Source organism: Bradyrhizobium sp. CCBAU 53421 (genome assembly GCF_015291625.1).
In the GTDB taxonomy this organism is placed as follows: Bacteria; Pseudomonadota; Alphaproteobacteria; order Rhizobiales; family Xanthobacteraceae; genus Bradyrhizobium.
Genome location: NZ_CP030047.1, coordinates 4994299 through 5007405 on the forward strand (window position 1 = coordinate 4994299; position 13107 = coordinate 5007405).

At 65.3% G+C, this 13107-nt stretch carries 12 protein-coding genes; 8 read left to right on the forward strand and 4 right to left on the reverse strand.

Annotated features, from left to right (window positions below):
• Window positions 1-55: 55 nt before the first annotated feature.
• The 7 genes from XH92_RS23860 to XH92_RS23890 all read left to right on the forward strand — a co-directional run bounded on the left by XH92_RS23860 (window position 56) and on the right by XH92_RS23890 (window position 9334).
• Window positions 56-2503 carry a PAS domain-containing sensor histidine kinase gene (locus tag XH92_RS23860; protein ID WP_194454285.1) on the forward strand — a complete coding sequence of 816 codons (2448 nt, stop codon included), beginning with the start codon at window positions 56-58 and terminating at the stop codon, window positions 2501-2503.
• A 17-nt stretch (window positions 2504-2520) separates the two neighbouring features.
• Window positions 2521-3891 (forward strand): sigma-54 dependent transcriptional regulator, encoded by a 1371-nt coding sequence (locus tag XH92_RS23865; protein ID WP_194454286.1) that lies wholly within the window; start codon window positions 2521-2523, stop codon window positions 3889-3891.
• A gap of 368 nt (window positions 3892-4259) precedes the next feature.
• The gene (gene hfq, locus XH92_RS23870) at window positions 4260-4508 is read left to right on the forward strand and encodes an RNA chaperone Hfq (protein ID WP_006020546.1); all 249 of its coding nucleotides are present in this window, start codon (window positions 4260-4262) and stop codon (window positions 4506-4508) included.
• Between the two features lie 11 nt (window positions 4509-4519).
• On the forward strand, window positions 4520-5914 hold the full coding sequence (hflX, locus tag XH92_RS23875; RefSeq protein WP_194454287.1) for a GTPase HflX: 1395 nt from the start codon (window positions 4520-4522) through the stop codon (window positions 5912-5914).
• Window positions 5915-5958: 44 nt separating this feature from the next.
• A complete protein-coding gene (locus tag XH92_RS23880) occupies window positions 5959-7134 on the forward strand; it encodes an FAD-dependent oxidoreductase (RefSeq protein ID WP_194454288.1) in 1176 nt (391 codons plus the stop codon).
• A 158-nt stretch (window positions 7135-7292) separates the two neighbouring features.
• On the forward strand, window positions 7293-8663 hold the full coding sequence (gene mgtE / locus XH92_RS23885; protein WP_194454289.1) for a magnesium transporter: 1371 nt from the start codon (window positions 7293-7295) through the stop codon (window positions 8661-8663).
• A 161-nt stretch (window positions 8664-8824) separates the two neighbouring features.
• Complete coding sequence (locus XH92_RS23890) at window positions 8825-9334, forward strand: lipocalin-like domain-containing protein (RefSeq protein WP_194454290.1); 510 nt, start codon at window positions 8825-8827, stop codon at window positions 9332-9334.
• Between the two features lie 55 nt (window positions 9335-9389).
• Here XH92_RS23890 and mazG read toward each other — a convergent pair whose 3' ends face one another.
• Window positions 9390-10211, reverse strand: coding sequence for a nucleoside triphosphate pyrophosphohydrolase (gene mazG / locus XH92_RS23895; protein WP_194454291.1), 822 nt, complete (start codon window positions 10209-10211; stop codon window positions 9390-9392).
• A gap of 128 nt (window positions 10212-10339) precedes the next feature.
• On the opposite strand from mazG, the gene queC reads away from it, so the two are divergent.
• Window positions 10340-11059 carry a 7-cyano-7-deazaguanine synthase QueC gene (gene queC / locus XH92_RS23900; protein WP_194454292.1) on the forward strand — a complete coding sequence of 240 codons (720 nt, stop codon included), beginning with the start codon at window positions 10340-10342 and terminating at the stop codon, window positions 11057-11059.
• A 339-nt stretch (window positions 11060-11398) separates the two neighbouring features.
• Here queC and XH92_RS23905 read toward each other — a convergent pair whose 3' ends face one another.
• The 3 genes from XH92_RS23905 to nthA are packed head-to-tail and all read right to left on the reverse strand — an operon-like array spanning window position 11399 to window position 13061.
• Window positions 11399-11776, reverse strand: coding sequence for a nitrile hydratase accessory protein (locus XH92_RS23905; protein WP_021079349.1), 378 nt, complete (start codon window positions 11774-11776; stop codon window positions 11399-11401).
• Complete coding sequence (gene nthB / locus XH92_RS23910; RefSeq protein ID WP_194454293.1) at window positions 11776-12435, reverse strand: nitrile hydratase subunit beta; 660 nt, start codon at window positions 12433-12435, stop codon at window positions 11776-11778. Before nthB ends, XH92_RS23905 begins: the two co-directional genes overlap by 1 nt.
• Window positions 12432-13061: a nitrile hydratase subunit alpha gene (gene nthA, locus XH92_RS23915; protein WP_194454294.1), complete on the reverse strand. Its 630-nt coding sequence runs from the start codon at window positions 13059-13061 to the stop codon at window positions 12432-12434. Before nthA ends, nthB begins: the two co-directional genes overlap by 4 nt.
• Between the last annotated feature and the right edge of the window lie 46 nt (window positions 13062-13107).

Sequence of the window (13107 nt, forward strand, 5' to 3'; positions counted from 1 at the left end):
TGATTGCATCAATTCGCAATTCCCGCGGGCGATCGCACTCAGCTCAATTGCCGGTATGACCAGCGCAGAGACAACCGCTTCAACGTTACACGCGCCCCCGGCCGAGCCTAATGCAGAGGCACGGGGCTTCCCGCTGCGGCGCTGGCTGGCGCCGTTCGCCGTGGCCATCGCGCTGCTGTCGGCCTTCCTGACCTTCGTGGTGCTGACCGGGCTGACCCCGATCGAGCCGACCTCGGAGGTCGTCCGCTCCTTCCTGATGATCAACGCCGCCACGATCCTGCTGCTGGTCGGCATCATCGTCCGGGAAGTCTGGCAGATGGTGCAGGCGAGGCGGCGGGGCCGGGCGGCAGCGCGGCTGCACGTCCAGATCGTCGGCCTGTTCTCGGTGATCGCCGTGCTGCCCGCCGTGCTGGTGTCGATCGTCGCCAACGTCACCATCGAGCGCGGCCTCGACCGGCTGTTCTCGGGCCCCACCAAGCAGGTGATCCAGAACTCGCTGACGATCGCCAGCGCCTACATGCAGGAGCACGCCCAGCTCATCAACGGCGACACGCTGGCGATGGCCAACGATCTCGCCCATGCGCGGCCGCTCTACGACCAGGATCGCATGACGTTCCTGCAGCTGATGACGGCCGGCGCCGAGTCGCGAAACCTGCCGGTCGCGGTGCTGATGGACAAGGACGGCAAGATCGTCGCCAGCGCGGAGACCGGCGTCCGCCTGAACTACGAGGCGCCGCCGCCGGATATCCTGAAGGACATCAACGAGACCGAGCCGAAGATCTCGGTGTTTCCGGAAAACTACGTCGCCTCCGTGGTCCGGCTGCGGGCCTATGACGACATGTTCCTGTATGTGGCGCGGCTGCTCGATCCGGCGGTCGTCGCCCAGCTCAAGCAGACCCAGACCAGCGCCGCCGAATATGCCCAGCTCGAGACCCGAAGGCTCGGCATCCAGGTGGCATTCGCGCTGATGTTCGCGGTGATCGCGCTGACCATCCTGATGGCCTCGGTGCTGATCGGCCTCAACTTCGCCAACGGACTGGTGTCGCCGATCCGGCAGCTGATGGGCGCCGCGAGCGAGGTCTCGACCGGCAACCTCAATGTCCAGGTGCCGGTGCACAAATCGGCGAGCGACCTCGCGCTGCTCGGCGAAATCTTCAACAAGATGACCCAGGAGCTGCGCACCCAGCGCAACGAGCTGGTCGACGCCAGCGAGACCATCGACAGCCGCCGCCGCTTCATCGAAGCGGTGCTTTCGTCGGCGAGCGCAGGGATCATCGGGGTCGATGCGTCGGGCACCATCGGCGTGCTCAATCGCTCGGCCGAAAAGCTGATCGGGCACGCCGAGTCGGAGACGCTCGGCCATCCGCTGTCGGACGTGCTGCCCGAGCTCGACGAGATGATGAAGACCGCGCGCGAGGGCACGCAACGCCTGGTGCAGGGCCAGGTGACGATCCTGCGCGACGGCAATGAGCGCAATCTGTCGGTTCGCGTCTCCGCCGAGCAGACCAGCCAGTCCCGCGACAGCTACATCATCACGCTCGACGACATCACCGAATTGGTCTCCGCGCAGCGCACCTCGGCGTGGGGCGACGTCGCCCGCCGCATCGCCCACGAGATCAAGAACCCGCTGACCCCGATCCAGCTCTCGGCCGAACGGATCCGCCGCAAGTTCGGCAAGACCATCACCGAGGCGAAGGACAAGTCGATCTTCGAGCAGTGCACCGACACCATCGTGCGCCAGGTCGACGACATCAGGCGGATGGTCGACGAGTTCTCGCGCTTTGCGCGGATGCCGAAGCCCGTGATCGAGGGCGAGGACGTCGCCGACGTGGTTAAGCAGGCAGTGTTCCTGATGAAGGTCGCGCATCCCGATCTCGACATCGAGGCCGACATCAAGCAGTCGCCGCTGCCCGCGAAGTTCGACCGCCGGCTGATCTCGCAGGCGCTGACCAATATCATCAAGAACGCGACCGAAGCGATCGAGCAGGTTCCGCCGGAGGAGCTCGGCAAGGGTCGCATCGACGTCGTGGCGCAGCGCGAGGGCGACGACATCCTGATCGACGTCGTCGACAACGGCATCGGCCTGCCCAAGGTCGCCCGCGCGCGCCTGCTCGAGCCCTATGTCACGACGCGGGCCAAGGGCACGGGGCTTGGCCTTGCGATCGTCGGCCGCGTTCTGGAGGACCATGGCGGCCGCATCGAGCTCAAGGACGCATCCGATTTCCGCGAGGGCCAGCGCGGTGCCTGGATGCGGCTGCGCTTTTCCGTCACGGGCCAGGCGGCCAAACCGGAGAACAAGCCTGAGAGCAAGGACCAAAAGCCGGACGTGAAACCGGAATCAACCGACCCCGACAGTGAAAAAAATCCGCCGGAAGAGCCGACCAACGGCCCGGCACAGGCGACCAACCATGAACCAAAAATCCAAGAAGCAAATAACCAAGAGCCAAATGCGCAAGAGCCAAGAAGCCAAGAGCCAAAAATCAAAGCCGCGACGGGCGACTGACAACGCAGGTGTAACCCATGGCAAGTGACATTCTGATTGTCGACGACGAAGCTGACATTCGTGACCTCGTTGCGGGTATCCTGGACGATGAGGGGTTCTCCACGCGCACCGCGCGCGACAGCGATTCGGCGCTTGCCGAGATCGCCAACCGCCGCCCGAACCTGGTCTTCCTCGACATCTGGCTGCAGGGCTCCAAGCTCGACGGCCTGCAACTGCTCGAGCAGATCAAGAAGGACAATGCCGATCTGCCGGTGGTGATGATCTCCGGCCATGGCAACATCGAAACCGCCGTCGCCGCGATCAAGCGCGGCGCCTATGACTTCATCGAGAAGCCGTTCAAGTCGGATCGGCTGATTCTGGTCGCGACGCGGGCGCTGGAGACCTCGCGGCTCAAGCGCGAGGTGAAGGAGCTCAAGCAGCTGGCCCCGGCGGCCAGCGTCCTGACCGGTCGCTCGGCCTGCATGAACCAGCTGCGCCAGACCATCGACCGCGCCGCCAAGGCCAACAGCCGCATCCTGATCGTCGGTCCGTCCGGCGCCGGCAAGGAACTCGCCGCGCGCACGCTGCATCATGCATCGGGACGCGCCGAGGGGCCGTTCGTGGTGATCAATGCGGCCGCGATCACGCCGGAGCGCATGGAGCTCGAGCTGTTCGGCATCGAGGGATCGAACGGCGAGCAGCAGCGCAAGGCCGGGGCGCTCGAGGAAGCGCATGGCGGCACGCTGTTCATCGACGAGATCGCGGACATGCCGCGCGAGACCCAGAACAAGATCCTGCGCGTGCTGGTCGATCAGACCTTCCAGCGCCAGGGCGGCACCGCCAAGGTCCATGTCGACGTCCGCATCATCTCCTCGACGGCGCGCAACCTCGAGGAGGAGATCGCGGCGGGCCGTTTCCGCGAGGATCTCTATCATCGCCTCTCGGTGGTTCCGATCCGGGTGCCGCCGCTGTCGGAGCGCCGCGAGGACATCCCCGAACTGATCGACTATTTCATGGACCAGATTTCGGCGGCCACCGGCCTGCCGAAGCGGCAGATCGGGCAGGACGCGATGGCCGTGCTGCAGTCGCATGTCTGGCCGGGCAACGTCCGTCAGCTCCGCAACAACGTGGAGCGCGTGATGATCCTGGCCGGCGGCGGCCCCGAGGCGATCATCACCGCCGACATGCTGCCGCAGGACGTCGGCTCCATGGTGCCGGCGATGCCGACCTCCAACAATGGCGAGCACATCATGGGCCTGCCGCTGCGCGAGGCCCGCGAGGTGTTCGAGCGCGACTACCTGATCGCCCAGATCAGCCGCTTCTCCGGCAATATCTCACGCACCGCGGAGTTCGTCGGCATGGAGCGCTCGGCGCTGCACCGCAAGCTGAAGGCGCTCGGAGTCGGCTGACCCCGATACGCCTGGGCCGGCGAACACAGGCGGCCCGGCGCGATGCCTCGGCGGGGCACCCGCCGGGGGAAGCAGACAGGGATCGGGTGGGCTGCCGAGCAAGGCGAGGGCAGGGCCGGCACAACCGGGGGATTTATCCACTCTCCACGAGAATATTCGTCTCTTTCCTTGCACGTTCTTAGAATTGCCACCGTGTTCCTACGGACTGCACCGCGAACCGGCTTGCCTAAAAACCGCGCGTGGCCTCTAATCCTACCGCTACGCCTGCCAGAGGGGGATCTCAGGGCAGGTGGGCAGCCGGAGGAGGCTCCGTCAGAGAGCCGCAACCGGTTCAATAAAAAGAAGCACAAGCTTGCGGGACAAAAACAATGGCGGCAGACCGCGCACAAAATCTACAAGACACCTTCCTTAATCACGTTCGTAAAACAAAAACGCCACTGACGATATTTCTGGTGAACGGGGTAAAGCTGCAGGGCATTGTCACATGGTTCGACAATTTCTGCTTGCTGCTGCGGCGCGACGGTCACTCGCAGCTTGTCTACAAGCACGCGATCTCGACCATCATGCCCGGAGCTCCGATTCAGCTGTTCGAAGGTGGTGAGGACGCACCGGCTTGAGAGTGAACTGATTGGAACCCTTCAATCGTGAAGGGGGCGCCGACCGGGCCAAGTCTAGGCCCGGGTCGGCGGGGGACTTGAGCACCGGGCGGGTGATCGTCATCGGCCCGTACCTGCGCACGCGCCGTGGCGACGGCGATGCGCAAACGGATTCCTCTGTCCGCGACTATGAAGCGCGGATCGAGGAAGCCGCCGGCCTCGCCGGTGCGATCGACCTTACCGTAGTGGAATCCGTCGTCGCACCGATCAGCCAAATCCGGCCGGCGACCTATCTCGGCAAGGGCAAGGTCGAGGAGATCAACGGCCTCGTCGCCGGCGACAAGGTCGAGCTCGTGGTGATGGACTGCGCGTTGTCGCCGATCCAGCAGCGCAATCTCGAGAAGGCCTGGAGCACCAAGGTGCTCGACCGCACCGGCCTGATCCTGGAAATCTTCGGCCGCCGCGCCAAGACCAAGGAGGGCGCGCTGCAGGTCGAGCTCGCCCATCTCAACTACCAGCGCAGCCGACTGGTGCGGTCGTGGACCCATCTCGAGCGGCAGCGCGGCGGCTTCGGCTTCATGGGGGGCCCCGGCGAGACTCAGATCGAGGCCGACCGCCGCCTGATCAGCGAACGCATCACCAAGCTAGAGAACGAGCTGAAGAAGGTGCAGGCGACGCGGCGGCTGCATCGCGCCGGCCGCCAGCGCGTGCCGTATCGTGTGGTGGCGCTGGTGGGCTACACGAATGCCGGCAAATCGACCCTGTTCAACCGCCTGACGCGGGCCGACGTGCAGGCCGCCGACATGCTGTTTGCGACGCTCGATCCGACCCTGCGCGCGCTCAACCTGCCGCATGGCGGCAAGGCGATGCTGTCGGACACCGTCGGCTTCATCTCCAACCTGCCGACCCAGCTGGTGGCCGCGTTCCGCGCCACGCTCGAGGAGGTGCTGGAAGCCGACATCATCCTGCATGTCCGCGACATCTCCCACGAGGATGCGGAAGCGCAGGAGCGCGACGTCGAGGGCGTGCTGCATCAGCTCGGGATCGATCCCGACGCCGACGGCGGCCAGCGCATCATCGAGGTCTGGAACAAGATCGACCGTTTCGACCCCGAGGAGCGGGACAATCTGCGCAACATCGCCGCGCGCCGGCCGCCCGAGCGGCCGTGCTTCCTGGTTTCGGCCGCAACAGGCGAGGGGATCGACGTACTCTTGACCGCGATCGAGGATCGCCTCGCGGCCAAGCGCATCACGCTCAATCTTTCGATCGACGCCGCCGACGGCGCCGGCATCAGCTGGCTGCATCGCAATGCCGAGGTGCTGAACAAGCAGCTCAACGGCGAGCGCTTCGACATGACCGTGCGCGTCGACGAGACCAAGCGCGACATCGTCATGTCACGATTCGATGCTCTGCCGCACGGGACGTAGCGTCCCGGAAGTCCGCGGCGGCAAGGGGGATCGAAGGGGGATCGATGTTCAACCGGCGAGCATTTCTCGGCGGCGGCCTGGCGAGCGCTGCGGTCGCGGGCATCTCAGCGCGTGCGGTCGCCGACAACGCTGCTTTCGTCGACGCCCCCGCGCTCCGCCCGGTCCTTGCGCGTCCGGACCGCATGTTTCGCGTCACCGTATGCCTGCGGCCGTTCCGCGCCTCAGGTCCACGCATCGAGGCGGAATGGATCGACACGAAATATGTCGTCCACAATTACGGACACGGCGGCAGCGGCTGGTCGCTGTCCTGGGGCGCCGCGCAGGAAGCCGTGCCGCTCGCCTTGCAATTGAGCGCGCGCAACATCGCCGTCCTCGGCGCCGGCGCGATCGGTCTGACGACCGCCATCACGGCCCAGAGGATGGGCGCGACCGTCACGATCTACGCCAAGGAGCGCTTCCCACAGGTGCGCTCGGCACGTGCGACCGGGGACTGGTCACCGGATTCGCGGATCGCGATGGAAGCGGACGTCGCGCCCGATTTTGCCGGCCGCTGGGAGCGGATGGCGCGCGCGACCTTTACCACCCATCAAAGCTATCTCGGCGTCGCCGGCAATCCGATCGAATGGACGGATCGCTATCTGCTTTCCGACGATGCGCCCGACGCCGATGGCCGTCCTCACCGACGTCAGCATGACGCGGGCGAGGGGCAGAAGAAATTCCTCGAACTGCGCGGCCGGATCAGGTCGCTCACGCCGCGATGGGACTTGCTGGCCGCCGGATCAAATCCGTTTCCCGCGCCATACGCCTGGAAGAGCGCCTCGCTCACCTACAACGTCACGGATCTCTACCGTCAGCTCGAGACGGAGTTTCAGGGGGCCGGAGGGCGCTTCGTGCCGATCGAGCTGCACGCGCCGTCCGATCTTTCGAAGCTCCGCGAAACCGTGATTATCAATTGCACCGGCTATGGTGCCCGTGCGTTGTTCCGTGACGAGAGTATCGTTCCGGTGCGCGGCCAGATCGCCTGGCTCATTCCCCAGCCGGACGTCAATTACGGCGTCTTCTATCGCAACCTCAGCGTCCTCGGCCGGCGCGACGGCATCGTCGTTCAGCCGGTCGGCGAAAACGACTATTTCGGCTTCAACGACGACAACGAAACACCGGACCTCGCCGCCGCGCGCCAGGCGGTGGAAGACGCCGCCAGATTGTTCAGCCGGGCTTGACCGGCCATCCGGCACGGCACCTCGCAATCTCCCGAAATATGACGGCGCCGTGACGCAGCCTCACTCGACCGCGCCTGCGACGTGCCGCCGCACTTTCCGTTTGAAATCTGCGCCGCCTTGGTTCATTGCGCTGCTGGACGCAATGCCGAGGCCGATCGATGCAGGACACCAGCGACACCATCACCCACGACACGCTCGCCGGCCAGCACGGGGATCTTGCCCATGTGCGGGCGCCCGAGATCGTCGATGCCCTCAATGCCCGGGAGCCGGCGGATGCCGCAAAGCTGCTGCAATCGCTGCCGGCCGAGAAGGCCATCGAGGTGCTCGACCTGCCCGGGCTCGACAACACCTGCGAGATCCTGGCCGAGCTGCCGAAGGACACCGCGGTCTCGCTGCTGTCAGGCGTCTCCGACGACCGTGCCGCCGACATCTTCAAGGAGCTGGTCGAGCCGCTGCGCACCACGCTGCTGAACGGCCTCAATCCGGATACCCGCAACGTCATCTCGGGACTGCTGGCCTATCCCGAGCGCAGCGCCGGCAGCATCATGACGACCGAATTCGTCAGCGTGCCCTCGAACTGGACCATCGCCGAGGTCCTGCATCACATCCGGATGGTCGAGCGTACCCGCGAGACGGTCTACTCGATCTTCGTGATCGACCCGGTCAAGAAGACGCTGATCCAGGCCGTGCCGCTGCGCCGGCTGATCTCGGCCGATCCGCATGCCAACGTGCTCACCGCGGCGCCGGCGCGGAAACCGCTGATGATCGCACCTGAAGCGGACCGCATGGAGGCGGCGCGGCTGATCTCGCGCTACGATCTGCTCGCGGTCGCCGTCGTCGACGGCCCCGGCCATATCCTCGGCATCGTCACGGTGGACGACGTCATCGACGCGATCGTCGAGGAATCGACCGAGGACGCCCAGAAGTTCGGCGGCATGGAAGCGATCGACGAGCCTTACTTGCGGATCGGCTTCGGCGAGATGATCAAGAAGCGCGCCGGCTGGCTGTGCGCGCTGTTCCTGTCGGAAATGCTGACCGCAACGGCGATGCAGTCGTACCAGAGCGAGCTCGAGAAGGCGATCGTGCTGACGCTGTTCATTCCGCTGATCATGAGCTCCGGCGGCAACTCCGGCTCGCAGGCCACCTCGCTCCTGATCCGCTCGCTGGCGCTGCATGAGGTGCGGCTGCGCGACTGGTGGCGCGTAGCCGTGCGCGAACTGCCGACCGGCATCGTACTCGGCTCCATCCTCGGCCTGATCGGCATCATCAGGATCACGCTCTGGCAGACGCTCGGCCTGTTCGACTACGGCCCGCATTGGGTGCTGGTGGCCACCACCGTCGGCGCCGCGCTGGTCGGCATCGTCACCTTCGGTTCGCTGTGCGGCTCGATGCTACCGTTCATCCTCAAGCGCATCGGTTTCGACCCGGCGAGCGCCTCCGCCCCATTCGTCGCAACGCTGGTCGACGTCACCGGCCTCGTGATCTATTTCGGGGTGGCAGCGGTTATTTTGCGCGGCACGTTGTTGTGAGCCACGGCTGACGAGGCTCACGAGCTTCGACTCACCGCCGCGCGGCATGTAGTATCCACCTCTCGTGCAGTCTTGCGCGCGATCCGATCTGCCTCTGTGCGGGCTGCCGGAGTTGTCTCGACTTGATTCATTTCAAGCACGCAAATCGAATGGAGGTGGAAATGCAGTTCAGCCGCAGCTACGCCGCCGCGATGCGCATCGTCGCGTTGACGGTGATCATTCTTCTCCAAACCGGCGTCGCAAACGCACAAGAGTCCGTTGTCGGGGTATGGAAAGCCGTCAGCATCGAAACCAAAGACGTTGCAACGGGGCAGACCACGCAGCCCTTCGGCGCGCTACCGAATGCAATGTTCATATTCACCAAGGGAGGCCATTTCGCTAATATTCTCACGGGGGCAAACAGGAAGCCGCCGGAAGGTCGCAATCCCACTGACGCCGAGCGCGCCGAGCTTCACCGATCGATGTCGGCCTATAGCGGGACGTTTCGCGTAGAGGGCAACAAGCTCATCATGACCATAACTACGTCAAGCATGCAGTCCTGGAACGGAATGGTCAGGACGCTGGATCTCGAATTCCAGGGCAATCGAGTGCAGGGGACATCCGAGCCCTTCAAGAGTGCCATCGGCAGCGGGAACATCGTTGCGGTCAACGTCTGGGAGCGTGTCGAATAGGCTGCGCGCGAGGCGCCTGGTCCTGATGCGTGGTCCCGATGATCGCTATTGTGCACTAGGCCGGGCCACCGGTCTTCGCCTCATTCCACAACGCGTCCATCTCCTCTAGCGACGCACCATCGAGCGAGCGTCCCTTCGCGGCCAGCGCCTTCTCGATATAGGCGAACCGCCGCTCGAACTTGGCGTTGGTCGCGCGCAGCGCGGTTTCCGGATCGGCGTCGACGTGACGGGCAAGGTTGACCAGCGCGAACATCAGGTCGCCGGTCTCTTCCGCGATCTCGGCCTTGTCGTTGCGGTCGAGCGCGGCCTCGATCTCGTCGGCTTCCTCGCGGATCTTGGCGAGCACCGCGCGCGGGTCGTTCCAGTCGAAGCCGACGGTGGATGCCTTGCGCTGCAATTCTATCGCGCGCGTCAGGGCAGGCAGGCCCGCCTTCACGCTGGCCAGCAAGGATTTGTGCGCGGTGTCCTCGGGCGGCCGCCGCGCGGCGCGCTCGGCCTTCTCCTCGGCCTTGATGCGCTCCCAGGCGCTCTTGACGCCGGCGGGCTGGATATTGCCGTCCTTGTCGGCAAACACGTGCGGATGACGGCGGATCATCTTCCGCGTGATCGCCTCGACCACGTCGCCGAACGCGAAGGCGTTCCGCTCCTCCGCCATCTGCGCGTGATAGACCACCTGCAGCAGCAGGTCGCCGAGCTCCTCGCGCAGATCGTCGAGATCGCCGCGCGTGATCGCGTCCGCGACCTCATAGGCCTCCTCGATCGTGTAGGGCGCGATGGTCTCGAAATTCTGCTCGAGATCCCATGGGCAGCCGGTCACCGGCGTTCGCAGCGCGGCCATGATCTCGATCAGGCGGGAAATGTCGCGGGAAGGGGTCATGGGGCACCGGCACGAGTGGGGTCTTGGGTTTATGCCAAAACGTCCCCGCTGATCCCAGCAAAACACGCCGGAAACACGGCACTGTCCACGGATTGGCCGCGGCATCATCAGGTGCTAAATCGCGTTCCATGACCGATCAGAACAATTCCGACACCGCGCTGGTGCTGTTTTCCGGCGGCCAGGATTCCACCACCTGCCTGGCCTGGGCGCTGGACCGCTTCGCGCGCGTCGAGATGCTCGGCTTCACCTACGGCCAGCGCCATGCGATTGAGCTCGACTGCCGCGACCAGCTGCTGGCCGGCATCAAGGCTCTGCGGCCGGACTGGGCGGCAAAGCTCGGTGACAGCCACACGCTGGCGATCCCAACGCTGTCGGAGATATCGGACACCGCGCTGACCCGCGACGTCGCCATCGAAATGGGCGCGGACGGGTTGCCGAACACCTTCGTGCCCGGCCGCAACCTCGTGTTCCTCACCTTCGCCGGGGCGCTGGCCTACCGGCGCGGCATCCGCCACATCATCGGCGGCATGTGCGAGACCGACTATTCCGGCTATCCGGATTGCCGCGACGAGACCATCAAGGCGCTGCAGTCCGCGCTCGGCCTCGGCATGGCGAGGGACTTCGAGCTGCACACGCCGCTGATGTGGCTCGACAAGGCCGCGACCTGGCGGCTCGCGCACCAGCTCGGCGGGGCAGGGCTGGTCGACCTGATCCGTGAGCACTCGCACACCTGCTATCTCGGCGAGCGCGGCGCGCAGCACGATTGGGGCTACGGCTGCGGCGAATGCCCGGCCTGCAGCCTGCGCGCCAAGGGCTGGCGCGAATATGTCGCGCAGGGCGCCCCGTAACCGCGGGCTGATAGCCGTCTGCAGGGGCGCATAGCCAAAATATCGAAAACAACCCCATGCAAAGTAGCCGGCGGCTGCCGGCGTTCGACACGACGACTTGACACGTCGGGCAACTCAGCGGTACTCTTCTATTATTCCGAAATCGTGTAAGGCGCGGCTCGCCAAGACGACGGCGTGTGAGGCACCCACACCGTCATCGCCCGGCTCGACCGGGCGATCCAGTACGCCGCGGCTTTTCGGCTCAAGCATCGATGTCTCTGGAATACTGGATCGCCCGGTCGAGCCGGGCGATGACACCGAACAAGCTGTTGAGCGAACGTCGATGTGAAGAGGGAGCCGCTACCCGAAATCCGCCGCCGTCAGCACGATCGGCTGACCGTGCGGGGTGCGGTCGGCGGCGTGGTCCCAGGCGTCGCGGTAGCGATGCAGCGTCTCATGCGTCGTGACGCCCTTGGCGGCGACGAGGTGCTCGAGCGTTGCGAGCCAATGCTGGTAATAGGTCTCGCCGGTGTCGGGATCGCCGGCGGCCTGCGCGCGCTTGATCTGGTCGGCAAGCGCCGCCGCCCATTCGGGCCAGGTGAACACGCCGCGGTCATGCAGCGTCAAGGCCATGGCGAACGCCTGCGCTTCCCACGGCGCGCGGAACACCGGACCATCCTGATCGCGGGGAATGCTGGACACGGCGCTGGTCGCGCGCGCGGCGGCGCCGGCATCCATCAGATCGCCTCCAGATACGGCTCGAACGCGTCGATTGAGACCTTGATGGTCGGATCGGAGTCCGGTCCCCACAGTTCGCGTCCATCGAACACGACGGTGTACAGCCATTGCGGATGCTCGCCGGCATCGTTCGCTGCCGTATCGGGAAACACGTGACAGCCATGATCGCGCTCGACCACTCCGACGTGACCGCGCACATAGCGCGGCAGCCGGGTGTGGGTGGCGGGATGGATGTTCTTCGCCCGCACCCGATCGCCGGCCTTGAATTTCGCGGGCGCCTGTGCGGCGCGGCCGAACTTGCCGCGCACCATGATGCGCTCGACATCCGGGATCGAGAACTTGCCGTGCTTGAGCGATTTTGCCGGCGCGACGGCGTGTCCGGCCGCAACGTCGTCCTTGGAGATAAAGCCCTTGTCGAGCAGCAGGGCCTCCAGGCCGAGCAGCCATTTCCTGTAGTAGGAGCTCGACAGATAGACCTGCGGGGGCAGGGACTCGCGATAGAAGCGCGACGCGTCGATGTTGAAGGCGCCTGCCGCGCCCATCGCACGGACCATGGCGAGCACGCGCGATTCCCATTCCTCATGGAACATCGGCTCGTTCGGCTCAGGCTCGACCTTGCCGAACCCGTCCATGCCGCCCATGTCGTGGACGCCGTTCACGACGGGGCTCCCGGCGTTTTCGGGAAGCCGGTGCCGATCATAGAATCGCGCGTCACAAGCTCGGCGAGCTGTTCTTCGCTCCATCCCTCGGTGCCCGCGGGGCGCATCGGCAGCACCAGGAAGCGTGTTTCAGCGGTCGAGTCCCAGACCCGGATTTCCGTCTCCTTCGGCAGGCTGACGCCGAAATCGGCGAGCACGCCGCGCGGATCCTTGACCGCGCGCGAGCGGTACGGCGAGGCCTTGTACCAGACCGGCGGCAGGCCGAGCATTTCCCAGGGGTAACAGGAGCACAATGTGCAGACGACCATGTTGTGACGGCCGGGCGTGTTCTCGATCGCGACCAGATGGTCGCCGACCCGGCTGACATGGCCGAGGGTGCCGACCGCCTTGCTGGCATCCTCGAGCAGCGCCTTCTTGAAGGCGGGATCGCTCCAGGCCTTGGCAACGACCCTGGCGCCGTTATGCGGGCCGATCTTGGTCTCATAGGCCTGCACGATGGCGTCGAGCGCGGCGGCCTCGACATAGCCCTTTTCGGTCAGGATCGATTCCAGCGCGCGGACGCGCAGCTCGGTCTCCGACAGTTCGGAATGGTCGTGATCGTGGTGGTGGTGATCATGTTCGCTCATGCCCAGAGAATAGGCGAAACCGCCGTGCTATGTCGAGGCAAGCCGT